Below are 23,536 nucleotides of genomic sequence, written 5' to 3' on the forward strand. Positions count from 1 at the left end.
GAATAGAATCAGTAAGATCACGTTCGAACTGATCTGTGAGTTCCCTCGCCACATCAGCACTGTACAAGACTTGACACACCTCATAATGCAGGCGAAAACTTCTCATATCATAGTTTGCTGAGCCTACGGCAGCAACCTCCTCATCTATGATCAACACCTTGGTATGTATCATTCCTTTGTCGTACTGGTAGATTTGAACTCCAGCTTCTATAAGTTCTCCGTAATAAGTACGGCTTGCAAGACCCACGATTTTTTGATTATTGTGGCGAGGAACCAGCAATCTTACACGGACACCACGAGTTACTGCTGTCTTTAATGCCATGATAATATCCGTTTCTGGTACAAAATAGGGTGTTGTTAAATCAATAGTCTTGGTCGCCTGTGTTATACATATAAAGTAAGCTTGCCGAATGACTGGGGTAGGAATTCCAGGGTTTCCTTCCAACGTATGGATATACGCTTTATGCAATGACCTAGTTTTTGCGGATATGTCCATTTCTTTATCATCAAGGGTGCTCAACTCTGATCCCAATTCGGCTGACCATTTGGAATCATCTGCTCTGCCATTTGAATTGATTTTCGTTACCTCTGATTTTGTTTTCAAATTTATTTTTGATTTTATCCGTTCCGGCACAGCGATTTCCCAATGAACATCAAAGACAGGCTGCAAATCGGCTGATGCTTCTCCTATGACTTGCAAATGAGTATCCCGCCAGAAGCCAACGTCAGGTTTCAATCCTGTATATTCATATCCTATGTTAATGCCACCATTAAAAGCTATCTTTCCGTCGAGTATGGCCATCTTACAATGATCCCGATAATTCCAATTGGACAAAAACCAGGGAAATCGCAAAGGAAATATTGTCCTGCATTCTATCCCTGCTTCAACCATCTGCCGGATTTTTTCACGCGGGAACTTATAACTCCCCAAGCCATCTCTCATAAAACGAACCTGCACTCCAGTTAATGCTTTTTCGATTAGCAGTTCTGTGATGCGACTACCAATTTGGTCATTCCGAAAAATGAAATATTCCAGATCAATTGTTTTTTGAGCATCTTGTAGGGATTCAAGGAGTTGTTCATATTTCGCTATTCCATTGTTAAACACTTGGACTCGGCCCATTCGAAGCCCATTCACAGTGAAATGCCGTAAAGAATCGGCAATTACCGATGCTGAAGCACCGAATGTCTCAGGTAATTTGTTAGATTCATTTTTAGAACAGGTCAATCTTTTTCGATGAATAAACTTAGGGTTTGATGTGCTAAGATATAGCAAGAAACCAATGACAGGCAAAAGAAGGACGATTATTATCCAATTCAATGCCTTCGCAGGCCTAGGTACTTCCCAAATTGCTATGAATAAGATAAAGAACATATTTAACAGGTATAGATAAAAAATCCACTCCAACTGGAATCCCTCCTTCTGTTTCTCTTAACATGTACAAACTATGTAACCAGTATACGTATGGAATATGAAGGGATTGTCTGTTATATATTATGGACTACCTTTATAAGAACTTTTATAAGATATTAAGAACGAAAAAAAGAGAATTAAGGTTGGATAAGTTCTGACATCACGAAAGGCGTAATGATCTGGGCACTGTCCTAACTAGAGACTTAGTTGAAAATTACCATCTGGTAAATTCCTAAATATAGGTATAATTTTTTATAAATTTGGAAAATTAAAGTGGTAAATGCAATAAGGAGGAACTGTTCATGCAACAGCAACAACCAAATCAATCTCAAAGTCAGCCGCCGGTCTTTCAAGAGCCACCACAGGTGCTCACAGGAAAAGATTTTAATTACTTAAAGGACATGCTATCGTGGAACCTTTTAGGATTCAAAAAGGCACATTTTGCAGCAGGCCAGTGCCAAGATTAACAGATCGTAGTAGCCCTCGAAAAGGCATGCATGATGCACGAAAGACATTATCAGCGCATTTTGCAGCATTTGGAGCAAAATGTGAACCAAATGAATCAATAAGGGGACATACAAAATGAATAACAATCAAAACAAGATTCAATATCCAGAAACACCTATACCAAAACACCTGAGATGAATGAACGTGACTTCCTAAACGATATGCTTTCGTATGAAAAGTACATTACGGCATCGTATTCTACGGCAATGAATGAGGCAAGCCACGCTTCGCTTTATCAGGACATTCACGCGATTTTCGACGAAACGAAGAATTTGCAGCGTGAACTGTATAATCTGATGTTTCAAAAGGGATGGTATTCGCTTGAAGCGGAACAGCCACAAAAACTTCAACAGGCGGCACAGCAGTTTACAGGGTACATGTCCCAGTTTCCGCATAATCCTCCAATTGAATAAGGTCGTAAAAAGCTATGGTAACCAGTCCATAGCTTTTAAATTATTTAATTTTTCATATAGACTAACCTTAGTTAAACCGTTGTAACTTTTCCAGAAAATCCATTTGGCGAATAGGGGATTGCTTGTGAAGGATTTTCCTAGCAATATGATGTCAGAACCCAGAATTAGGAACCACTTGGGGATGAATTCAAAAATTTCAAGGTGTTTTTTAACTACAAAAGGCTACTTTTATAAAGGTTCATTGCCTTTTGCCTGACATGGGGTCAATAGGGGGAGTATTTCAGATTATTCATTTTGGGCTGCTTCCAGTGCATTCTTTACATCAATTAAGCCATTGCCGAAATCGCTATCATTTCCTGGGATTCCTAAATCATATGCAGAATTCTTAATAATGTCTATTACTTCTCTGTTAGTTAAATTAGGGTTTGCAGAATCAAGAGGCCAGCAAGTCCTGCCACATGAGGCGAAGCCATAGAAGTACCTGATAAAGCTGCATACTGCTGGTTAAAATAGGTGCTCGTAATTTGGACTCCGGGAGCTGAGACATCAATATAATCCCCGTAATTTGAGATAGATGCTCGTCGTCCTGTGTTGTCGACAGCTGACACACTTAAAACTTCAGGATATGCTGCTGGATAGCTCGGTTGTATAGTATTTTCATTTCCTGCTGCAGAAATCATGACTACATTTTTATTGTATGCATAATCGATTGCCTCTTTCAAAAGAGAAGAAGGCTGATAATTGCCTAAACTCATATTAATGACATTTGCTCCATGGTCCACTGCCCAAATAATCCCTTTTGCTATATCAAAGGTCGTTCCATATCCTTCAGCACCCATTGCCTTTATAGGCATTATTTTGTTATACCAAGTGATGCCAGCAATGCCTTCTTGGTTGTTTGTTTCCGATGCAATGATTCCGGATACATGGATGCCATGGCCACTGTCATCATCAGGAAAGTCGTTATTTTCCAGAGCATTGTATCCATTTGTTAATCTTCCGCTCAAATCAGGATGGTCCAGATCAACCCCAGTGTCTATAACAGCAATAATAATATGTTCATCCCCTGTTGTAATATCCCAGCCTGCTTCGGCTTGAATGATCGGTAAGTTCCATTGATATTGTTCGCGGTATAGCAGATTATTAGGAAGTCCAATTTTATTTTGCAGATAAAGATAATTGGGATAGGTGTACCACGGAAATTAACTGTACCCATTACTCTGGTGCCTATAATGGAATTAATGGTAAGTATACCTCTAATGATTGGTCTTCCAGCTATAGAAGCATCAATACCCCATACAGATGGAAATGGGATACTAATCATGGTTTGAGTGCGGTTTGCAAAGTGGTCCTCTCCCTTATTCAATTTTAAAATATTCTTATAAAAACACATATTAGCGTTTTAGAAACATTTAATAAAATCTTTTATTAACTTCCCATGATTCAACTGTTTTAAAAGCAGTTTGTGGGTCATATCCTTTTCCCAGTAAATAAGTCATTGTTGCTTCTTGCAAACCATAATTCAGAAAAGGTATTACAGTACGCAAAGTTTCACTTTTTACCCCCCATAGGGAGTATAAAAACTGGGGTATGAAAAGGGGTATAAAAACATTTGGTTTCTTAGATCCTTCCTTATAAATACTTCGAACTTAATGCTATCTTATAAATAAGGTAATATTTGGGTTGTTTGTACCATTAAAAATCCATATTTGCCTATCTGAAAATAAAATATAAGAAGGAGTAAATAAGAGAAAACATTAATTTATATTGGGAGGAAATCGTCTTAAAATTAGTCGTTAACATCTTTTTTGTTAATGGTTAATGAATGATCGGTATCTCTAACAGCAGCATAAAAAATATCTTTGATTTGAAGATATCCCTTTGCCTTTAGTTCTTCCTTTAACCACTTTTCATTTTTGTTGATAAATTTTAAATTACGCTTTTGCACTTTCCCTTCAATGACAACGGCTATGGGTAATCCGCGGTATTCCACTTTCATATGTAAATCTTTTGGAGTAATAGGAACTAATTCTTTTCTTGGAAAAATGCTAATTTCACCTGTTGCTTCCAAAATCGCATATTCAATATCGTGAATATCCGGATATCCTGATGTTCTTAAATTAGACAACAGCTCAGGTAAAGGATATCTACTTTCCTTTAAATTTCGATAGATAATTTTCCCGTGTTTAATTAGAATAGTCGGTTTTCCGATAATAAAAGGGTTTAACTTATTTAATAAACTTAACTTTGATATAAATAGATGAATGCATGTTATTACAATGATTCCAATAATCCCCTCCATCACTCCGTTTACTTTAATAGAACCAAAAGCTAAATAAGATAAAAATAGAATCGCTCCAAAATCATGAGGGGTAAGTTGGGCTAGAGCTGATTTCCCTAAAATTTTTACTGCTACAATAAACACAATATAGATAAAAATAACTTTAACTAAAAAAATAGACACTTCTAACACCTCGTAAAAAAATTCACCTTAGTCCGAAATTGGACTAAGGTTTTTAAACTTTTTTCAATTAAAAATGGTATCTTTTTTTCGTCATGTATGAATCTAAGCTAAATCCTTATCCTTTTAAAATAGGGGTCACTTTATCAATGGCTTCTTGTAATTTTTCACTGTTTAACCTATACATTTGTTTGGCCTCTTTTGATTCCGTTCCAAGAGCAAATAGTTCTAAGTCTGCTTGACATTTTTTCAAGGTTGAAAGAATTAAGGGTCTTTCTTGTGGGGGTGCGACTTGTAATTTATCGTCAAACAGATCAATCGTTAACTCTCCGTAAGAATTAACCTGTCCCAGAAATACATTTTCAATCGTTACCCCTAGTTTTTCTAATTCAGTTTGTAGCCAAGCCCGACTTCGTCCAATCGTGGCTAGTGGTTCATCCATTATTGCACCATCCATAATAATGGTCTGAGGCTCCTTGATTGAAGCAACCTTCAAGTTTATATCCTTTGCTGTTAAAGGTTGATTTTCTTTCTTTAGCATCACAGATAAATCACCTGTTGCCTCTAAAACAGCAAATTCTACATCAGAGACTTGAAAGACATCTTTCCTGCGAAGTAGCTCTAACAGTTCATCTGTCGTATATCTTTCCTTTTTTAAATTATCTTCCATAATCTTCCCATCTTTGATAAATACAGTTGCTTTTCCTTCTATAAAATTGCGAAAACGTTTACTTTTTAATGAAATTAAACCAGCGAAAAAGGGAATAGCCGCAAAAATGACAATTCCAATGATTCCATGAAAAATGTTCCGTTCCAGTCCCATAGCCACTTCAGCACCTATACTTCCAATGGAAATACCGGTGACATATTCAAAGAAAGATAGTTCGGAAATTTGCTTTTTCCCTAACCATTTTGTAATGAAAAATAAAACAGCAACAAATAATGCTGAGCGTACAGCTATATCTAACCATTCAGGCACTGCTTACACCCCCTGTAAATATAGTTTTTCTAGAAACCTTTGTACTGAAGTTCCTCTCCTTCTAGTTCTCCTACTCTTTTTTTTAAATCTTTTGTTACTTCGTGTATTACCATCATAGCCTCATGCAAAGTTCGCTTCGATTCATCATCAAGAGTCCGTAATGCTAAACTTGAGAGACTTGCTTCTACCCCTTTTAGACTGGCAAAACACTGTTTAACATCTGATCCTACTGTCATCCTAATTCTCCTTATCCTTTTGGCTTAAAAATTAAAGCTCCTATCATGCCGAAAACAATGGAAGCTGAAATACCAGAACTAGTTACTTCAAACATTCCTGTCAGTACACCAACTAACCCATGTTTTTCTGCTTCCTGCATCGCACCATGAACAAGCGAATTCCCAAAACTTGTAATCGGAACGGTAGCCCCTGCCCCAGCAAAATCAATCAAAGGCTCGTATAGTCCAAATCCATCTAAAAGCGCCCCAATCACTACAAGAGCACTTAAGGTATGACCTGGTGTCAATTTAAATACATCAAACATAATTTGCCCAATGATACAAATTAAACCGCCTACGACAAAAGCCCAAAAATAGATCATGTTAATTGTTCACCTCCGTATTCAATTGACACTGCATGGGCGATACAAGGAATTGTTTCATTTTGCTGAAAGGACAACGGTGAAAGCAAAGCACCTGTAGCCACAACTAACATTCGTTTAAATTCACCTTTTTTCATGCGGTTTAATAAATGCCCATAAACTACCGTTGCTGAACAGCCTGCACCGCTTGCCCCTGCAAGAACGGGTTGTCCTTCCCGATAAATCATAAGGCCACAATCTTGGTATTGTTCTTCACTAATAGGAGTTCCATGCTTTTTAAATAGATCCATGGACACTTCCTGTCCGATTTGGCCAAGGTCACCGGTTACAATTAAATCGTAATAAGATGGCTCAACATTTCGTTCCTTTAAATGGGCTTCAATGGTATCAACCGCAGCTGGCGCCATAGCTCCTCCCATGTTAAATGGATCTGTCAATCCCATATCGATTACACGACCAATTGTGGCAGATGTGACATGAGGTCCTTCCCCAGAATCACTTAATAGGGCTGCACCTGCACCAGTAACCGTCCATTGTGCCGTAGGTGGCTTTTGTCCACCATACTCAGTTGGATACCGAAATTGTTTTTCAACAGCTGTATCATGACTGGAAGCTCCTGTTAACAAATATTTCGCTCCTTTTGTATTTACAATATAAGCACCTAGAGCCAGTCCTTCCATCGAGGTAGAGCAAGCACCGAATAAGCCAAAATAAGGCGCTCCAATCGTTCTGCTAGCGAAACTTGTTGGGGTGATTTGATTGATTAAGTCCCCAGCTAGGATAAATTGAACTTGATCCTTTTGTATGCCCCCTTTTTCCATGGCTTTTTGGCAAGCCTCTTCAAAAAGGATTTTATGTGCTTTCTCATAGGAATCCTGCCCAAGCCATAAATCAGCATGAAGATTATCGAAATCATCTGGGATAGCACCATTGGCTTCAAATGGTCCACCAACGGTTCCAGTGGAGATAATGACAGGCTTTTGTTCGAAGATCCATGTACGATGACCTGCTAGCATTATAAACCACCCCACTGGATTAAAGTGGTTTTAATTAAGGCAATGACAAAAGCAGAAAAAACACCAAATAAAATAACCGCCCCCGCTAATTTAAACATGTTGCCACCTACGCCCAGTACAAATCCTTCGGTTCGATGCTCAATGGCAGGCGATATAACCGCATTGCCAAAACCTGTTACAGGTACAGCTGTTCCAGCCCCACCAAATTGGGCCATTCGATCATATACGCCAAAACCAGTAAGAAGCATTGTAATAAAAATTAACGTACCCACCGTCGGATTTCCGGCCGTTTGCTCAGTAAAATCGAAATAATAAATGTAAAAGTCTGAAATAAGCTGACCAATCAAACAAATAAGTCCACCGGTTAAAAAGGCCTTAATGCAATTTTTAACAACCGGTCTTTTGATCTCTCGTTGTTTTTGCAATTTTTGATATTCCTGTTGCACAGGAGTAAGTTGTTTCTTTTGATTGTTAGACATAACTCGATCCTTCCTCTTTAGGTTTGTTCCTTCATAAGACTTTTCAGTTTGTTCAAATCATTTTTTAAGTTCTTCTTATTCATATCGTTTTTTTTCAGTCTTTGCTCGACCTTTTCAAGCTCCCAGAATATTTTTTTATCAGTCGAAACAAAAACTTTATAGTCCGGATATATTTTTTCTAAGTCGGATTTTACTGACTTCTCGATACTCTTTAATCGAAATCGATCAAAATTCTCAACTTTAATCGCTGCCATAAGCTCTTTATCAGTATTCACAGCTTTTACGTCTGTAATATCTTCCTTGGCAATTATCTTTTCTTTCGCATGATTGGCAACGGATTGATCAATTGGCTTACTTGTATGTACTTGTGAAATACCAAAAGTACTATTACCTTGAATAAATTCATTTTGATTACCATTACATCCTGATGCGAAACCAATGACCATTATAATAAAAAGTAGGTTTTTCAATGTGGTTATTTTATCTTTCAAAAAAATCACCTCCATGTTTTTCCATTATTTGAACAGCTGAAAAAAGGTTGGTTAAGAGGCCAACCTTTTTTCGCCTTACTAATTACTGTTGTTTGTATTGAGGTTCTTCTTGTTCGATTTGTTGAACACGTGGTTCAATGCTGTCTACAACGGATTGGGTTTGCTTAGCTGCATCTTGGTAAAGTTGCTTAGCTTGTTGATTATCTGTACCAAGAGCAAATGTTTCAAAACTTGCTTGAGCACTTTTCAATCCTGCTAGAGCTGTTTTAACGTCATTTATTACTGTCATGATAATTTCCTCCTTGAATTATTTTTTACTCTTTTATTTTGCTTTATGGAGAATTTTTTATTCAATGATTTTTGGGAAATTTAAATCTAAATTATTTTTGACGTATAGCTCCATTTTTTCGATAATAACCCCTTTTCCATATCCCCATCATTTCTTCTATTTCTTGTTGACAGCAATAGCTCTTATAACTTTTCATTTTTTCTTTTCTCAACTTCAATTTCTTTTACACCCCTACCTTTATAAAATAAGATGATTGTATTTCCTGAAAGGACTAATATTTTTCCCATTTTTCGGATATTATCCCAAAGTTTCAAGAGTTTTTCCCTCTTAATCATCCTATTTATGGGTATTTAACATTGAAAATGTAATAACAAAGATAAACGCATGCATTTGTCGCCGTATTAAGGTTTGTCTAATACATAAAAAGGAACTGTTTTGTTATTAACATCAAATTTTTCATACATTTTAGAAGGTGAAAAAATGACAACAAAACAAAAAAGGAAAATCCTTTCAACGTTTAACGTTAAAACCAAAAAAGGACATTGAAGAAATAAAACTTGGGATTAAACTGGGAGACAAAAGGAAACCAAAAATCCGACATTGGGCGAAAGAGATGTATAGCTATATTTGATGGGGATTAATACAGAATTACAGGTAGGTGACATTGTCAAATTAAAAGTTGGAGATGTGAAAGGGAAAAATTACTTTTATATTCTGGAAGGCAAGACAACAAAAAACAGAAAGTAAATATTAGTATGCTATCTAATAGAATTGATAAAAAAATTGGATACATAATTGTTTCAAACTAAAAAGAATCAATATCTCTACATAAGAATACAGGGAAAAAAGTGTTTATAATACTCATTAGAAGGTATGATAAAGAAGGAATTGGCAAACTTTGCACCAAAGATTCACTGTAAGCCAGTTTCTTTTTTGGATAGGTTTTTAAAATCGTGTTTTAATCAAATATTAAATTATGGCTCTTATCACAAAAGGCAAAGGGATATCATCAAATTAAAGATATATTTTAGGCTTCTGTTAGAGATACCGACCATTCACTAAACATTAACACATTTGATATTAGCGACTAATCTTAAAACGATATCCCCTCTCTATATTAATCCTTTTCTAGACTTGATCGGCAAATAGAGAGATTTAACCTGAAAGTCGAGGCGGCTGCACTTGATTCGGGGTACCTTACAAATCCTATTTGTAAAGGCTTATCTGAGAATTCATAAAGGTAGTCATCAAACAAGAACTAGATGATTAACTCCCCTCTATCTATTTCAACTGAATTGGTGTCCATTTTTATGATCAAAAATAAAGTCCTCTATAAAGAGCGATAGTGCTTCTACAATTCTCAAACCTTTTTAAATAGCCGTTTAATAAGCAGTCAATCTCGTATGTTAGTTGTTACCTTATAAAACTACACAGCTAACTCGTTTCCTTTGCGTATCCAATGAACTCTTTAATATTGTCAAACCGGGGGTCATCCCGTTTTACGACAATAAGTTCGGAATCTTCATGGTGACTGATATTAAATTAAAAACTGTCCAAATTTTCTTTTCTATTGGCAGTAGGATTTATTAACCAGTAAAGTTATTTGGAGAGACCATATAAACAAGCGTATATCCATCGGGTTCGCTGTTTGCTAATTCACCCCTACCAATCCAACCTTCACCTTTTTGACACAATACACCCAAGAGAATTAAAAATGAAGGCAAAAAAACCACCCACGATGTTGTGAGGGGTCTCATTGTGTTTATATGTGTTTATAAAGTTTGTTGATGTCAATGAAAAAACGTGTTAAGAATCGAAAAAGAAAGCTTGTATGTACTTGTGAAATACTCAAATCGTTATTATTTTCACCCAACTGATTCTGGCTTTCGTTACATCCTGATCCTATTCCGATAACCGTTAATACTAAAAGACCGATCTTTAATTGTTTTATTTTATATATCATGAATAATCACCTCTGTGTTTCATCCATTATTGAGAGAGTAAAAAGGTTGGTTTACTCGACCAACCTTTTTTTGTCTTTTAATTATTGTTGTTTGTATTGAGGTTCTTCTTGTTCGATTTGTTTAACGCGAGGTTCAAGGCTTTTTAGAACGGATTGGGTTTGTTTAGCAGCATCTTGGTAAAGCTGCTTAGCTTGTTCATTTTCCGTACCAAGAGCAAATGTTTCAAAGCTAGCCTGCGCACTTTTCAATCCCGCTTGAGCTGTCTTAACATCATTTATTACTGTCATTGAATAACGACTCCTTTAATGTTTTTAATAACCTTTGTTAGAATGATGAAAAATGGTTTTCTTTATAATTCAAATGTTTTTTATCTAAAAATAATATTATGAAGTAAGGTTTGAAAACTAAATTAATATCCTTTTTCTCTTAATAAATAAAATATCCGTTTAATCCAAACGGTTGCTATATTTGATTCCAAATTCTCTTTAAATCTAATGGTACGAATACTTTATCCCCACGTATCTCCCTATGTATAATGGGATGTGAAAAGCATTGATCTAAACTTAACCCTTCTTCTTTTTTATGCCTAGCTCTTTTGAAGTCTTCGGGTAATCGCATAACAATTGCTCCTTTTTATTTTTAAAAAAAATTTTAGTAAGGGAGCGAGTCTTAACTCCCCTCTAATCTATCTAAGGATGTTTTTATTGGTAACAAATGAATCAACACATAAAAATTTTTGGCGACATAAAGCTTCAGAATTGTACAAACGTGTGATTCAGTTATTTATTTTTTAAGACTGGGCATGTTGGTTTTTTTGTCTTACTTGTTGTGCATTATTTTGGCTTGCGAACTCAGTACCGTATTGACCTTGTGACACTTGCGTACTGCCTTGGGAAGCTTGGTTTCCGTCATGAGCATATTGTGGTTCTTCTTGTTCGATTTGTTGAACGCGTGGTTCAACGCTTTGTAAAACAGATTGGGTTTGTTTAGCAGCATCTTGGTAAAGCTGCTTCGCTTGTTCATTATCTGTACTAAGAGCAAATGTTTCAAAGCTAGCTTGAGCGCTTTTTAATCCGGCTAAAGCTGTTTTAACGTCATTTATGACTGTCATGAATAACACCTCCTATTATTTTTTTTTGAAACCTTTCTTAGAATGTTTGAAGATAGAAATATTTATTCATACAAGTTTTTAAAATTCGAATTATATTTTTATTATATTTTCGGAAAAAATACTCTTGGCAAAAAAAATCAAGGAAGAGAGAATAGGGTAAATTTGACGGTTGTACTTTTGTAAAAGCTGATTAAAGTACAATTGTTTTACAATTCGAGGGGGATTTTCCTTTTCGAGAAGCAAGACTGGTATGCTTATTTAGAAATGGAGTATTGATGCAGTTTGTATTTTTCATAAAATTAAAAAAGAGGTAGACGGAGTATGTATAAGGACTATCCTGAAACGATTTATATGGACCAAAACCACGAGCAAGGTGTAAGCAATTTAATAAAAATATAAATCAGTATTTTTCCAATCCTATTATACATAAGGAAATTAATGGTGATAAAATATATGTTGCCTTGGACCTAGACAGAATCTGGAATAGGATAAATTAATATTTAGTTTAGCCACAAATACTCCCCACCTGCGTATAGGTGGGGAGTATTTAATGCTATCTAAAGGTGGGGGGTCTTTAAAACTAATCTAAAATACCTGCATATTTTTGACCGCTGTGTGGCAATCTACCCAAGTGATTACAACATTGTTAACAAGGAGGAAACATCATGCAACAAATGCAGACGGGTATGAATAATCAACAAGCACAAGCTTTAATGACACAACCGCCTGAAATAATGTCAACAAAGGATCATCTCTATGTAAACGATATGTTAAGCTGGAATTTACTTGCGATGAAGAAAATGCATTTTTTCGCTCAACAATGTCAAAATCCCGAAGTAAGAGCAGCACTTGAACAAGCTGGACAAATGCATGATCGACACTATCAACAGCTGCTTCAACAGATGCAACAGTATGTAACTCAACCTTCACAAAATATGAATCAATAAGGAGGAAACTATAGTGGAAAATAATACTCCAAACAGGATTAAAAATCCTGAAACACCAGTCCCTAAGACGCCGCAAATGAACGATAGAGATTTTCTAAACGATGCCTTAACTACGGAAAAATATATATCTTCCTCATACTCGACTGCATTAAAAGAAGCTAGCCATGAATCGTTGTATCGTACAATAGCGTCTGTTTCCCAAGAAACAGACGACTGTCACCGCAATCTATATAACTTAATGTTTAAAAACGGATGGTACGGTTTGGAAAAAGAAACTCCACAAACTATTCAACAATCGGTTCAGCAATTTTCTAACTACATGCAAAGTCAAGATCCATATAGAGGTAATGTAATACAATAAAAGAACACGTGTTCAAGAAGAATAAACTCAAGGTAAAATAACAATAGTTATGCGAGACAAAAGGTTGGTTAGTTGTTAACCAACCTAGAAAATAATTTAGAATTTACAACAATCGAAAGGGCGGCGGTAAGATGAATCTTAAGTGGATGAAACTTTTATCAACGGTTTTTCTTTCAATTTTCTTGTTATTAGGGTGTAATAATGGAGATGACGATAATAATCCACCACCGGAGGATGTAACTCCAGGGACAGAGGAACCAATTGAAGATCCTATCGACGCAACAGATTCAGATACTATTGATCAACATAATGTCACCCCTGATACAGAAGAACCAATTGAAGATCCAATCGACGCAACAGATCCAGATACTATTGATGAACATAATGTCACCCCTGATACAGAAGAATCAATTGAAGATCCTGAAGACGCAACAGATCCAGATACTATTGATGAATAAGTTTATACACCGTTTGTTCTCAAACGGTGTTCTTTATGTATCAAGATTCAAGGATGTTAATAAGAAATTTAATACTTATATTGCAACATTTTCTAATAATAAATTTATAGAGGTGTCTCATGACAAAATTACGAAAGTCCTTATTGGTTACTGTTTCCGTACTTATTCTTCTATCCATAGGGTTATTATTCATAGTACCAAATACAAGAAACAAAGAGAATCCCGAAAATAAAACAGTTGCTGTCGAAAACAAATTTAATCCCACTATAACCAATGTCCAAAATGTTGAAAACGAAAAAAATGTTCTTCAAATAAACGGCCTTTCCATGGGTCAAACCATCAAGAATCAATTAAAAAATGATCCTTCCGTTTTTCTAATTAAACACAATGAAAAAACTGAGAGTCATTATATTAAGAAAGAAGTAAACGTTACATTCAAGACTCTTCCCTCAACAAAGGAAATAAAAAGGATAACACAGGAGATAAATGGCACTATCATTAAAAAGCTAAATTCTACGATTGTTTTTCGTTCTAATACGCTTTCGACCAAGGAACTTATTGAATATTTTAACAGACAGGCTATGGTTGAATTTGCTGAACCCAATTATCTTTATCTGCAAAATCAAATTGGACTTCCTAATGATTTGCTATATAGAGAACAATACCAATGGAACTTATCGGCAATTCAAGCAGAAGCAGGCTGGGATATCACCAAAGGGGATGAACATATCATTATTGCTGTTATAGACACTGGCGTTGATCTGGACCATCCTGATTTGAGAAGACGAATTACAAATGGTTATAATGTACTGTTGAATAATAATTTCCCTGATGATGACAACGGGCATGGCACCCATGTAGCAGGAATCATTGCATCGGAAACAAACAACCATGAAGGTGTTGCAGGCATCACTTGGTATAACAAAATAATGCCTATAAAAGCAATGGGTGCCGAAGGGCATGGGACGACCTTTGATATAGCAAAAGGGATTTTTTGGGCAGTGGATCATGGAGCCGATGTCATTAATATGAGTTTAGGCAATTATCAGCATTCTTCCCTTTTAAAAGGGGCAATCGATTATGCATACAGTAAAAATGTTGTCTTGATTGCTGCAGCAGGAAATGAAAATACTATGCAGCCGAGCTATCCAGCTGCTTTTTCTAAGGTTCTAAGTGTCGCCGCCGTAAGTTACACCGGACAACGTGCCCCTTTCTCAAATTATGGAGATTATATCGATGTTGCAGCTCCCGGAGTTCAAATTCCGAGCACCTATTTTAACCAGCAGTATGCAGCTTTATCAGGTACTTCTATGGCTTCGCCTCATGTGGCAGGACTTGCTGGCCTCTTGCTTTCAGTAAACCCTAATTTAACGAACCAAGAAGTAATAGACATTATTAAGAATTCTACTTATGATTTAGGAATCCCTGGAACTGATCACGAATTTGGTAGTGGCTTAATTAATGTAAAGAATGGATTGGAAGATGCCCAAAGCAAAAGGCAATAATCCCTTTTTGAAACCGTTGCTTTTCGTTGTTATAAAACTTCTACATGATGTACGTTGTTTGTACATGATAATGGAAAAACTAAGGAGGGAATTTTAGTTGGAGTGGATTTTTTATCTATACCTGTTAAATACGTTCTTTATGTTATTCATAGCAATTTGGGAAGTTCGTCGGCCAGCCAAAGCTTTGAATTGGATAGTAATCGTCCTTGTTTTGCCTGTCATTGGTTTCTTACTATATCTTAGCATATCAAATCCCAAGCTTATTCATCGTAAAAGATTGACCTCTTCTCATAATGAGTCTGATAAGTTACCTGATACATATAGTGATTCAGCATCGTTCATCGCCGATGCTTTAAGGTATTTTACTGTACGCGGGCTTCGAGTCGGCAAAGTCCAAGTACTAAACAATGGAATAGCAAAATATGAACAACTTATCGAATCCCTACAAAAAGCCCAAAAAACCATTGTTCTGGAATATTTCATCTATCGGAACGACCAAATTGGTAATCGCATCACAGAACTGCTGGTCGAAAAAGCAGTAAATGGAGTGCGGGTTCGTTTTATTAGAGATGGTTGGGGGAGTAAAAAATTTCCGTGTCAAAAAATTTTTCAGATGGTGGAAGCAGGGATAGAATGTCGGACAATATTTCCTTTAAGTTTTCCCTGGATTTTGTCCAATTGGAATTATCGGTTCATTGTAAGATTGTGACGATTGACAGAAAGGAATCCTTTACTGGCGGTATGAACGTTGGGTATGAATATACAGGATTAAAGCCAGACGTAGGATTTTGGAGGGACACTCATTTGCAAATTATAGGGGAAGCAACAGGCGACTTGCAATACTATCTTCGACGTTCATTGGAATATCGCTGTACCAGAACGGATAAAGTCAAAAACAAAATCTGAGGCAACGAAAAAGGCCACTAAAATCCCAAAATATAAATCAAAGGAAATCAATCCAAACGGCAGCATAGATCTTTCAAGATGGTCTGCCGAATTAGGTTCTGAGTTATGGCCTATAGAAGGTAAAACAGACAATACCCAAACAAAGACAGGAGAATTGCAAAAAGCGTACATCCATATGTTGGAAGGAAACCCTGGAATTCCTACCCCAGTTATTCGTCAAGCTTACTTTATATGTATAACACAGGCGACCAAAACTATTGATATAACAACACCCTACTTTGTACCAGAAACAGATATTATCATGGCATTAAAGACAGCTGTGGCTCGTGGTGTGCACGTAAGATTGCTGGTTCCTCGCCACATTGTTCAAAAAAGCGTGGGCTATGCAAGTCGTACCTATTACGGGGAACTTATAGAAGCTGGGGTCCAAATCTACCAGTACAATAAAGGAATGTTACATGCGAAACTGATGATCATTGATGAGGAAATTGCAGAAGTAGGCGCTGCAAACTATGATATGAGAAGTTTTCGCCTGAATTATGAGGTGTGTCAAGTCTTGTACAGTACTGATGTGGCGATGGAACTTACACATCAATTCGAGCGTGATCTTGCTGATTCTGTACCATTAAGAATTGAAGACTTGTTGCAACGATCCCTGACCGAGCGCATTGTTGAACAGGGTTCTCGCCTGCTCTCTCCATTATTATGAGTTGATGTATCCTGTTTTTATTGTTCTATGTTAAATCTAGATTTAAAAAATTTCATTGTTTTTAAAATATTTCTGATTCATTTGAAAAGAGTCGAAAACCCGTGTTAGAAGAACTTTCAATATGGTTTTTTTCTTTTTTACGATGGAAATTCATTACTAAAAAACGGTAATACTAAACAGGCAGCTCAAAGTGTTTGAATTCAAAAATATCTGTTACTTTTTCATTTAAATATAGAGGTGATATCAATAGATAATATATTTGAAAATCTTAAGGAAGTACGTTTATTAGAAGATAAGCTCTATCATTTAGAATTAAATGGTTGGCTAAAAAATGAGTTTTTAACTTGGGAATGGTGGATACTAGTCGTTTTTTTAGTTGTGCCTTGGGTTATATGGGCTAAACTTGTTAAACGAGACATTATTTTAGAAATTTTGTTATTTGGTACCATAATTATCTTGACAACAACCTTATTAGATGTAGTTGGTGCACAATACAGTTTTTGGGATTACCCCATTGCATTCCTACCTTTTATTCCCAGGGCCTTTCCTTTTGATTTTTCAATGGTACCTGTAGCTTACATGTTGTTATATCAATATTTTAGAACATGGAAATCTTTTATTTTAGCCCAGATCATTATGGCACTAACATATGCCTATATAGGTGAACCCTTTTGCGAGTGGGTCAAACTTGTTAATTATTTAGAGTGGAGATATAGATATTCATTCATATATTACATCATTGTTGGAATTGTAACTCGAGCTTTAATACTAAAACTAGCCTCTTTATCTAAACCTCAAGATCTTACAACTAAGTAAAATTTAAATTGGAGGAAAAAACTTTGGAAGAAGTTAATATTGGTTTACTGACGATCAAAGTCATCGTTGGTTTTGCCACTTTATTTTTTATCATTATCATAACAGGCAGAACATCCATCTATCAGTTAACCCCGTTTCACTTAGTTTTTGTGTTAGTACTTGGAGATTTTTTAGGAAATACCATTTATGAAGATAAGGTAGGGATTTTTCATTTTTTATATGCCATCGGATTGTGGACGTTTCTTATGTTGGGAATAGAGTTTATGACTCTAAAAAATAAATCGACACGTTCTCTCTTATTAGGCAATCATAACATCATCATTCGAGATGGTGTTATGGACAGAAAGTTACTTACAAAGAACAAATTGGATGTAAATCAAGTATTGAGTATACTCCGTCAAAATAATGTCTTTTCAGTTCGCGAAGTCAAATACGGTATATTGGAAGCTAATGGGCAAATAAGTTTATTATTAAAATCCAAGTATCAAAAACCAGACAAGCAAGATCTCAATCTTCCAGAAAGTCCAGTAGACCTCCCAACATCGTTAATTATAGATGGGGAAATTTTATGGGATAATTTACATGAACTCGGATTTGATCAACAGTGGTTAGATAACCAATTAACTACCAATGGATATGATAATGTAAAGCGTATACTTTACGCAGATTGGCGAGAGAGTGAAGGCATACATGTAAGTCCTAAATAAAATTTGTTAGGATAAGAGCATTTCTTGGTGAATATAAACTTTAGTCTTCAACAATCAGGCGCTTTAATGAAGTAACTAAAGCCTAATTTTTCACTTATAACACCGAGAAATTAGGCTTTTTATATTTTGATTTCCTTAACGTTGTAAATCCGCATTTTCCTGACGCTACCCCTATAGAGAATTGTGTAGTCTTTGAATCGTCGGTTGCCATTTTGGGTATCAGCTACAATATTATCGACAATTAATTTTGCTTCATGATCAGAATCTTTCGGTCTCAGGTATATGGGGGTTGTTTCAGCCTCCTTAGTAGCCTTTAATACTTTCCCAATTCTTTTGGTATTATGTTTAATGAGATCATTACCCAGCCCTACAATCGCGTTAGTAGAACGATAGTTTGTATCAAGCGTTATTTGGGTTAGGTTCGGAAATTCTTTTTTCAAGTTTAAAATGAATTCAGGAGAACTGGATCGAAAATTATAGATGGATTGATCTTCATCCCCAACTGCAAGTAGATTTTGAGATTTATTTAATAATAGCCTCATAATCTCGTGTTGTTCTAAATTCGTATCTTGGTATTCATCAATGCAAATGTATTTAAAGCGGTTTTGCAGTTGTTCTCTTACCTCGTGATTGTATTTTAATAAGTAATAGGTCTCTAAAAGAATATCATCAAAGTCCATTAAGTTTTTCTTTTCCTTCAACTGCTCATAAGCCATGTATATACGCTGTATCTCTTTTTCTATTGGTGTTGTTACTTCTAGGTGCCTGGGCAAGATCATTTGTGACTTATAATGTGAAATTAAGCTCAGCAAACTTTCCGGCTCATAACTATCAACCAGCGATAAATCCCTTAGTATTTGAGTCATAAGGATTTCCTGGTATTTGGAATTTGAAAGTATATCGGCCCTGTAGTTATGGGATCTCAACAATCTCAAGAAAATGGAGTGGAAGGTTCCTGAAACTATACGATTTGCAATGGAGGTGCTAAGTCCTGGCAAAAGTTTAATTCTCTCTAGCATTTCAGTGGCTGCCTTTCTTGTAAAACTCACCAGGAGGACCTCTTCTGGCTTTAAATCGTCTTTAAAGGTCAGAAGATAGGCTGTCCGACATGTTAAGACTCTTGTCTTGCCGCTGCCGGCTCCCGCAATAATTAACACAGGGCCATCGGTAGTTCTAACTGCTTGAAGCTGTGAGTTATTTAAATAGATTCCTTGCTTCTCCAAAGAACGAAAGAAGAAACTATCTTTTTCATCCTCAGCAACTAAACTTATAGTGGTCTGATTATCTGCCAGGTCAGCTAAAGGAATGCCGTTTTTAGTAGTTTGAAATGGATATTTAAATCCTTGCTTTTCTTTAATGAACATCTCGTGTTCCTCCCTTAAATGGTGTTCATGGGTTAAGCTTTATTTTTGAATGACATTACATATTAACTAATCTGTTTCACCCATTTTTTCTTTGGTCCCGTGGGCCCTTTATCAATTCTAGGGCGGGCTGCACTATTCCATGAACCACCCTTGCTAAGGCCTTCCAGTTTAAATCCACAAGCTCTTAGGGATACTCCAGATTCCTCATCAAGTGTATAGGTGACAATCCTCCGGTACCCCATGGCTTTTCCAGCTTGATAGATTGAACTGATCAACCTTGATACTCCGTTCTTATATATACTGCTTTTTAAACAGCAGCGGGTGATTTCAAGGGTGAATCCATCGTTGTTGTGCCTGGCTATTGGTAAGCCAGCTATCGCAACACCAACTAGTACGTCTGTATCCCATAGACCAACCGAGAACTTATGTCCGTGAGGGGCCACACAATGCCTGTGATGTTGATCAATAAAGTTCTTTGCTTCTTTAAAGCTGATTGGTATATTTTCGAGTGTGAGCGGCTGAGGATCCTCTAATGGGAGCCGCACCAATGGATAATCTTTTTGATAAGCATCCAAGTATGCATCAATTTGTTCTTTAACATGTGTTTTAGCCATTTCTTTATTTATGGCGCTATCCCACACAATATCGTATCCGTCTTGTAAGAGATCCCACATTTCCCCTCTTTTGCAATCTTCATCGGATACTATGACATATCGATTCGTCTTTACCTTATAAAAAATCCAATACCAATTCATTCTTACGATTCCTCCTGAAAAATAATAAAGAGAGAGAATATAAATTCTCTCCCTCAGTCTTTGCCCTTAGCTGGCCATTTCTTTTTTTAATTTAAGTCCTTCATAAAGGGTGTCGATCAGCAAGTGATGAATAGCAGCATCTTTTGATTTCCCGACCATCTTATTGAACGGCTTTCCGTCTGCTCCTAGTGCTTCTGCACCATCAATGTAAAGCCAGCGAGCTACATATTCATCCGCCTCTTTTTGTGTTTGAATATCTTCCCGGGCCACTACAAAGACCGCTTTATTCCAAACTATACCGTCATCCACCAAATCATCATGATCAAAGTAGCAAAAAATTTGATCCTTCATGAATTGTTGCCTTTCTTTGATATAAGCAATCATATCGTCAAAACCAAATTTAAACTTGTACTCCACATAGAAAATGGGATTTGGATTTGTAGTTTCTTTAGTATTAAGGGTCCAATCCGGATGAAATACGATAGATCCATCATATTGATGATTGACCGGTTGGAGCTCTTTTCTGGAGAATTCAAACCCATCCTCATTCCAGGCCTCAAGAATAGAAGTGATTTCCTCTTCCTCGATGAGAGTATAGCCTACCTTTTCCTGGGTGTATAAGAGCTTCTCTAAAAGGATTTTACGTAATGTAATAGTAAAGCCGCCAGGACGGAATTCTCCATTCTCATTGCCTTTTTTGGCCCTTTGGAATGTATGATAATAGTGTGAAGAAGGATCCAACTCTTCGAATATCGTTATAGGAGTGTATTCCCCCTGATCTACACCACTTAGATGGGATCTATATTCCTTCCTTCTAAGCGGCTCCCGGTACCTTACATCATTTGCTACATCAAAGAGGAATGCCTTCCATTCTGCTAAATAGGGAGCATCCTTATGTCCCTTTTCTATTAATGTCTCAAGCATGCCATCGCGGCGTCCAGACATTAGACAGACCCAACACCCATTTCTAGAGGAATTGGAGCCACAGGCTTTGTCATTAACAGAACGAACAATCGGACATTCCTTACCATCCTCATACATAGCTCTCAGTTCCGAAACAAGTTCACCCCATGGAAACACCTGTACAAAGTTCTCAAGATATATCCACAGATCAAACGTGGTAATCGTTTTTATAGGCGTATACACTCGTAATTTCTCATAGGTATGGTGTTTGGAGAAATAATCACTTACCTCAAACTTACGTATACTATTTGCTCTGGCCACTGACTCGTCCAACCTTGTGCCGATGAGGAGCGTAGCATCAAAATCCACAACATCAAAATCAACTGGACATTGCTTAAGAATATATTCGATGGTTCTATTCATCGGGGATAGCTTGAGCTTTCCACTGCACCATCGAAATCGGGACTTGCCATTTGGTGCAGGTAGCCCTTTGCCAATTACGTTGTAAAAAAACTTTTCCTTTGGATTTGGAGCACTGAGCAAAATTTCAATCCCTAATTCTTTGCCAATCCTTCCGACTGCTTCAAGATTTTTTCTTACATACGAAGCCATTGATTCTGTCTCGACTAATGTATCTGCAGAAATCACATACACCTTTTTTTGTCTTTCAGCTGGGGTAAGGCTATTCAGCATTTCCAGAAAAAGTGTCAATACCATGGATGAATCTTTTCCAAACGACACCGCTAGAATCATTGGTTTATTGTCGGATAAGTATACTGCTTTCATATGGTTCTTAATATCCGTAAAGAGCTGCAGCTTATCCTCTCGATAAAACATCCAATCCATTAATACATCATCATACGTTTTTGACATTCTACTTCCTCCTAAAAAAGTATTTGCACAAATAAAAAAACCCATTAAGGTCATGTTTTAAGAAACACTTCCCTAATGGGCTATTGCTAATAAACGATATGCGTATTTGAGTAATCAAACCTACAACGGGTGTAAAAAAATAAAATACTTTCCCCGCTTGGGTAAAGTTAATACAAAAAAGTAATATATTTCAAGCTTACTATATATAGATTGGCAAGTAAAGGAATGGAAATGGCCAAATCCCGCTCTCTGTGGATAGACTTATGATAAAAAATCAAATTATTAGTACTCATGGGAGAGCAGTCATGAAGAAGAGGGATAACATTTATGAAAGAGGATTTGCCCAATTGAAATTTTGTATGGGGTACTACCAGCAAAAAGCGAAAAACATACGCCAAGGAATTGTTCAGGAAACCTTTAGATTCTTAATACCTTGGAACTAAAGAATATATTTGTATTTGATATTTATGGTAAAATGAATATTATTAAAACATTCACTTAATTAAAATCTTACAATAGTTGGATGAAGACATAGTAATATTCTTTACGTAATGAAGTATTTAAAAAAGGGGGATAACCTTGAAAAAAACCATAATTTTTTCCCTGGTATTAGTTTTGGGGATTTTCGGATTCATTTATTTTTATACTTTAAAAAGTTCATCATTTGAAGAAATTGTTATATTTAATGTAGAAGAGATAACTTCAATTGAGATCAAAAAAAACAGTAAAGAAATAATTCTGACTGATAAAAATGAAATAGAAAAAATTATGGATGACTTTTCTAAGATAGAATTAAGAAAAGATGAACAATCAGATAAAGATTTCAACGAATCTTATTGGATATCCCTATTTGAAAATAATAAGCAAACGTATGGATTAACTTTTTATGATAATAATTTTATAAATATTTATAGTTTTGAATCAAGGGAAAGTAGCCAATTTAAAGTAATCAATGACAATAAGTTGGAAATGCAAAACTTATTTAAATAAAAGAATGTTCGGTTATTATTCCGAACATTCTTTTTTTTGATTATAAGGTAATCCAGCCACTACCGGAGTGAACTCGTTTGATTACTCCTCTACCTGTCACAAATCGAATTCGTTTACCGTCTACTGTATATTCTATAAATGGAAGTTCAACTTCCATTAAATCGTATTTTGGATTATCCTCCATAAATCTTTCCAAGTAACCCATTTCCCAATATCCATTGTAAACCAAGTTTTGGAGCGTATTTTTAGCACTTGGAGCTAAACCCACTACTAGTCCAGTTACACCTGCTACAATTCCTGCAGGAGTACTTGCCACAAATACTAGCCCTAACACAGTGGCTGTTGTACCTAATAGGGATTGTAACTTGCTATAATTATTATTTTTGAAACCTTCAGTCCAGATATCTTGTTGTGCTCGTTGCATGTTTCTTATTTGACTCAAGCTAACTGTAATTTTAGCTGCATATTCACTTCCACCAGTTATAGCCATAATATATTTACCTCCACAATTTTAGTACAA

Annotated in this window: 27 protein-coding genes and 3 pseudogenes; 11 read left to right on the forward strand and 19 right to left on the reverse strand. The window is 36.2% G+C overall.

Features of this window, described 5'->3' with window-relative positions; translation table 11 throughout:
- Positions 1 to 1,408: phospholipase D-like domain-containing protein (locus tag NR125_RS16405; RefSeq protein WP_256815723.1), on the reverse strand; the 1,408-nt coding region annotated here is incomplete at its 3' end.
- A 308-nt stretch (positions 1,409 to 1,716) separates the two neighbouring features.
- On the opposite strand from NR125_RS16405, the gene NR125_RS29945 reads away from it, so the two are divergent.
- Complete coding sequence (locus NR125_RS29945) at positions 1,717 to 1,881, forward strand: hypothetical protein (RefSeq protein WP_372675464.1); 165 nt, start codon at positions 1,717 to 1,719, stop codon at positions 1,879 to 1,881.
- Between the two features lie 115 nt (positions 1,882 to 1,996).
- Positions 1,997 to 2,334, forward strand: a pseudogene (locus NR125_RS16415) (spore coat protein).
- Between the two features lie 413 nt (positions 2,335 to 2,747).
- Here the strand turns inward: NR125_RS16415 and NR125_RS16420 are convergent.
- From NR125_RS16420 to NR125_RS16465, 11 genes are all read right to left on the reverse strand, one after another.
- Entirely contained in the window at positions 2,748 to 3,341 is a 594-nt protein-coding gene (locus NR125_RS16420; RefSeq protein ID WP_306219839.1) for a S8 family serine peptidase, read from the reverse strand.
- Between the two features lie 29 nt (positions 3,342 to 3,370).
- Positions 3,371 to 3,658, reverse strand: coding sequence for a hypothetical protein (locus tag NR125_RS29625; RefSeq protein ID WP_306219840.1), 288 nt, complete (start codon positions 3,656 to 3,658; stop codon positions 3,371 to 3,373).
- A 465-nt stretch (positions 3,659 to 4,123) separates the two neighbouring features.
- Positions 4,124 to 4,798, reverse strand: a complete 675-nt coding sequence (locus tag NR125_RS16425; RefSeq protein ID WP_071156738.1) for a DUF421 domain-containing protein — start codon at positions 4,796 to 4,798, stop codon at positions 4,124 to 4,126.
- Between the two features lie 115 nt (positions 4,799 to 4,913).
- Positions 4,914 to 5,774, reverse strand: a complete 861-nt coding sequence (locus tag NR125_RS16430; protein WP_071156736.1) for a DUF421 domain-containing protein — start codon at positions 5,772 to 5,774, stop codon at positions 4,914 to 4,916.
- 29 nt (positions 5,775 to 5,803) lie between these two features.
- A complete protein-coding gene (locus NR125_RS16435; RefSeq protein ID WP_061794310.1) occupies positions 5,804 to 6,010 on the reverse strand; it encodes a DUF1657 domain-containing protein in 207 nt (68 codons plus the stop codon).
- Between the two features lie 11 nt (positions 6,011 to 6,021).
- Positions 6,022 to 6,372: a stage V sporulation protein AE gene (gene spoVAE, locus NR125_RS16440; RefSeq protein ID WP_009336484.1), complete on the reverse strand. Its 351-nt coding sequence runs from the start codon at positions 6,370 to 6,372 to the stop codon at positions 6,022 to 6,024.
- Complete coding sequence (spoVAD, locus tag NR125_RS16445) at positions 6,369 to 7,388, reverse strand: stage V sporulation protein AD (protein ID WP_071156734.1); 1,020 nt, start codon at positions 7,386 to 7,388, stop codon at positions 6,369 to 6,371. Before spoVAD ends, spoVAE begins: the two co-directional genes overlap by 4 nt.
- Entirely contained in the window at positions 7,388 to 7,867 is a 480-nt protein-coding gene (gene spoVAC / locus NR125_RS16450; protein ID WP_009336486.1) for a stage V sporulation protein AC, read from the reverse strand. Before spoVAC ends, spoVAD begins: the two co-directional genes overlap by 1 nt.
- 17 nt (positions 7,868 to 7,884) lie before the next feature.
- Entirely contained in the window at positions 7,885 to 8,358 is a 474-nt protein-coding gene (locus NR125_RS16455) for a YhcN/YlaJ family sporulation lipoprotein (protein ID WP_071156732.1), read from the reverse strand.
- Between the two features lie 82 nt (positions 8,359 to 8,440).
- Entirely contained in the window at positions 8,441 to 8,647 is a 207-nt protein-coding gene (locus NR125_RS16460) for a DUF1657 domain-containing protein (RefSeq protein WP_009336488.1), read from the reverse strand.
- A gap of 182 nt (positions 8,648 to 8,829) precedes the next feature.
- Positions 8,830 to 8,961, reverse strand: coding sequence for a hypothetical protein (locus NR125_RS16465; RefSeq protein ID WP_256815724.1), 132 nt, complete (start codon positions 8,959 to 8,961; stop codon positions 8,830 to 8,832).
- A gap of 316 nt (positions 8,962 to 9,277) precedes the next feature.
- Here NR125_RS16465 and NR125_RS16470 point away from each other — a divergent pair, with 316 nt between their 5' ends.
- Positions 9,278 to 9,394: a site-specific integrase gene (locus NR125_RS16470; protein ID WP_256815725.1), complete on the forward strand. Its 117-nt coding sequence runs from the start codon at positions 9,278 to 9,280 to the stop codon at positions 9,392 to 9,394.
- Between the two features lie 548 nt (positions 9,395 to 9,942).
- On the opposite strand, the pseudogene NR125_RS16475 reads toward NR125_RS16470, so the two are convergent.
- The 3 genes and pseudogenes from NR125_RS16475 to NR125_RS16485 all read right to left on the reverse strand — a co-directional run.
- Positions 9,943 to 10,067, reverse strand: a pseudogene (locus NR125_RS16475) (tyrosine-type recombinase/integrase); the annotation flags it as partial.
- A 624-nt stretch (positions 10,068 to 10,691) separates the two neighbouring features.
- Entirely contained in the window at positions 10,692 to 10,898 is a 207-nt protein-coding gene (locus tag NR125_RS16480) for a DUF1657 domain-containing protein (RefSeq protein ID WP_071156728.1), read from the reverse strand.
- 503 nt (positions 10,899 to 11,401) lie between these two features.
- On the reverse strand, positions 11,402 to 11,722 hold the full coding sequence (locus NR125_RS16485) for a gamma-type small acid-soluble spore protein (RefSeq protein WP_082804588.1): 321 nt from the start codon (positions 11,720 to 11,722) through the stop codon (positions 11,402 to 11,404).
- Between the two features lie 674 nt (positions 11,723 to 12,396).
- On the opposite strand from NR125_RS16485, the gene NR125_RS16490 reads away from it, so the two are divergent.
- The 7 genes and pseudogenes from NR125_RS16490 (at position 12,397) to NR125_RS16530 (ending at position 18,131) form a co-directional block, all read left to right on the forward strand.
- Positions 12,397 to 12,669, forward strand: a complete 273-nt coding sequence (locus NR125_RS16490) for a hypothetical protein (protein WP_034298115.1) — start codon at positions 12,397 to 12,399, stop codon at positions 12,667 to 12,669.
- Positions 12,670 to 12,682: 13 nt separating this feature from the next.
- Positions 12,683 to 13,030 (forward strand): spore coat protein, encoded by a 348-nt coding sequence (locus NR125_RS16495; protein ID WP_175502156.1) that lies wholly within the window; start codon positions 12,683 to 12,685, stop codon positions 13,028 to 13,030.
- A gap of 131 nt (positions 13,031 to 13,161) precedes the next feature.
- Positions 13,162 to 13,488 carry a hypothetical protein gene (locus NR125_RS16500; RefSeq protein ID WP_009336493.1) on the forward strand — a complete coding sequence of 109 codons (327 nt, stop codon included), beginning with the start codon at positions 13,162 to 13,164 and terminating at the stop codon, positions 13,486 to 13,488.
- Positions 13,489 to 13,607: 119 nt separating this feature from the next.
- Positions 13,608 to 14,993, forward strand: a complete 1,386-nt coding sequence (locus tag NR125_RS16505; protein WP_071156726.1) for a S8 family peptidase — start codon at positions 13,608 to 13,610, stop codon at positions 14,991 to 14,993.
- Positions 14,994 to 15,090: 97 nt separating this feature from the next.
- Positions 15,091 to 16,608: pseudogene (locus NR125_RS29630) on the forward strand (phospholipase D-like domain-containing protein).
- A 237-nt stretch (positions 16,609 to 16,845) separates the two neighbouring features.
- Positions 16,846 to 17,424 (forward strand): CBO0543 family protein, encoded by a 579-nt coding sequence (locus tag NR125_RS16525; RefSeq protein WP_071156724.1) that lies wholly within the window; start codon positions 16,846 to 16,848, stop codon positions 17,422 to 17,424.
- 23 nt (positions 17,425 to 17,447) lie between these two features.
- Positions 17,448 to 18,131 carry a DUF421 domain-containing protein gene (locus NR125_RS16530; RefSeq protein WP_256815728.1) on the forward strand — a complete coding sequence of 228 codons (684 nt, stop codon included), beginning with the start codon at positions 17,448 to 17,450 and terminating at the stop codon, positions 18,129 to 18,131.
- A gap of 119 nt (positions 18,132 to 18,250) precedes the next feature.
- Here the strand turns inward: NR125_RS16530 and NR125_RS16535 are convergent, their stop codons facing one another.
- From NR125_RS16535 to NR125_RS16545, 3 genes are all read right to left on the reverse strand, one after another.
- Positions 18,251 to 19,495 (reverse strand): ATP-dependent helicase, encoded by a 1,245-nt coding sequence (locus NR125_RS16535; protein ID WP_071159770.1) that lies wholly within the window; start codon positions 19,493 to 19,495, stop codon positions 18,251 to 18,253.
- Positions 19,496 to 19,557: 62 nt separating this feature from the next.
- A complete protein-coding gene (locus NR125_RS16540; protein WP_206845621.1) occupies positions 19,558 to 20,250 on the reverse strand; it encodes an XF1762 family protein in 693 nt (230 codons plus the stop codon).
- A gap of 66 nt (positions 20,251 to 20,316) precedes the next feature.
- Entirely contained in the window at positions 20,317 to 22,026 is a 1,710-nt protein-coding gene (locus NR125_RS16545; RefSeq protein WP_071159772.1) for a phosphoadenosine phosphosulfate reductase domain-containing protein, read from the reverse strand.
- Between the two features lie 579 nt (positions 22,027 to 22,605).
- On the opposite strand from NR125_RS16545, the gene NR125_RS16550 reads away from it, so the two are divergent.
- Positions 22,606 to 23,016, forward strand: a complete 411-nt coding sequence (locus tag NR125_RS16550; RefSeq protein WP_071159774.1) for a DUF5301 domain-containing protein — start codon at positions 22,606 to 22,608, stop codon at positions 23,014 to 23,016.
- 40 nt (positions 23,017 to 23,056) lie between these two features.
- Here the strand turns inward: NR125_RS16550 and NR125_RS16555 are convergent, their stop codons facing one another.
- Positions 23,057 to 23,506: a hypothetical protein gene (locus NR125_RS16555; protein ID WP_035333514.1), complete on the reverse strand. Its 450-nt coding sequence runs from the start codon at positions 23,504 to 23,506 to the stop codon at positions 23,057 to 23,059.
- Between the last annotated feature and the right edge of the window lie 30 nt (positions 23,507 to 23,536).

It is taken from the genome of Cytobacillus sp. Bac17 (assembly GCF_024519925.1).
Classification (GTDB): Bacteria; Bacillota; Bacilli; order Bacillales; family Cytobacillaceae; genus Cytobacillus; species Cytobacillus pseudoceanisediminis.

Bases quoted from the DNA above. Each gene is read 5' to 3' on its own strand.
- NR125_RS16540 (WP_206845621.1), bottom strand. From the start codon at position 20,250: ATGAATTGGTATTGGATTTTTTATAAGGTAAAGACGAATCGATATGTC.
- NR125_RS16485 (WP_082804588.1), bottom strand. From the start codon at position 11,722: ATGACAGTCATAAATGACGTTAAAACAGCTTTAGCCGGATTAAAAAGC.
- NR125_RS16435 (WP_061794310.1), bottom strand. From the start codon at position 6,010: ATGACAGTAGGATCAGATGTTAAACAGTGTTTTGCCAGTCTAAAAGGG.
- NR125_RS16490 (WP_034298115.1), top strand. From the start codon at position 12,397: ATGCAGACGGGTATGAATAATCAACAAGCACAAGCTTTAATGACACAA.
- NR125_RS16555 (WP_035333514.1), bottom strand. From the start codon at position 23,506: ATGGCTATAACTGGTGGAAGTGAATATGCAGCTAAAATTACAGTTAGC.
- NR125_RS16505 (WP_071156726.1), top strand. From the start codon at position 13,608: ATGACAAAATTACGAAAGTCCTTATTGGTTACTGTTTCCGTACTTATT.
- NR125_RS16480 (WP_071156728.1), bottom strand. From the start codon at position 10,898: ATGACAGTAATAAATGATGTTAAGACAGCTCAAGCGGGATTGAAAAGT.
- NR125_RS16500 (WP_009336493.1), top strand. From the start codon at position 13,162: ATGAATCTTAAGTGGATGAAACTTTTATCAACGGTTTTTCTTTCAATT.
- NR125_RS16470 (WP_256815725.1), top strand. From the start codon at position 9,278: ATGGGGATTAATACAGAATTACAGGTAGGTGACATTGTCAAATTAAAA.
- NR125_RS16535 (WP_071159770.1), bottom strand. From the start codon at position 19,495: ATGTTCATTAAAGAAAAGCAAGGATTTAAATATCCATTTCAAACTACT.
- NR125_RS29625 (WP_306219840.1), bottom strand. From the start codon at position 3,658: ATGATTAGTATCCCATTTCCATCTGTATGGGGTATTGATGCTTCTATA.
- NR125_RS16545 (WP_071159772.1), bottom strand. From the start codon at position 22,026: ATGTCAAAAACGTATGATGATGTATTAATGGATTGGATGTTTTATCGA.
- spoVAE (WP_009336484.1), bottom strand. From the start codon at position 6,372: ATGATCTATTTTTGGGCTTTTGTCGTAGGCGGTTTAATTTGTATCATT.
- spoVAC (WP_009336486.1), bottom strand. From the start codon at position 7,867: ATGTCTAACAATCAAAAGAAACAACTTACTCCTGTGCAACAGGAATAT.
- spoVAD (WP_071156734.1), bottom strand. From the start codon at position 7,388: ATGCTAGCAGGTCATCGTACATGGATCTTCGAACAAAAGCCTGTCATT.
- NR125_RS16460 (WP_009336488.1), bottom strand. From the start codon at position 8,647: ATGACAGTAATAAATGACGTTAAAACAGCTCTAGCAGGATTGAAAAGT.
- NR125_RS29945 (WP_372675464.1), top strand. From the start codon at position 1,717: ATGCAACAGCAACAACCAAATCAATCTCAAAGTCAGCCGCCGGTCTTT.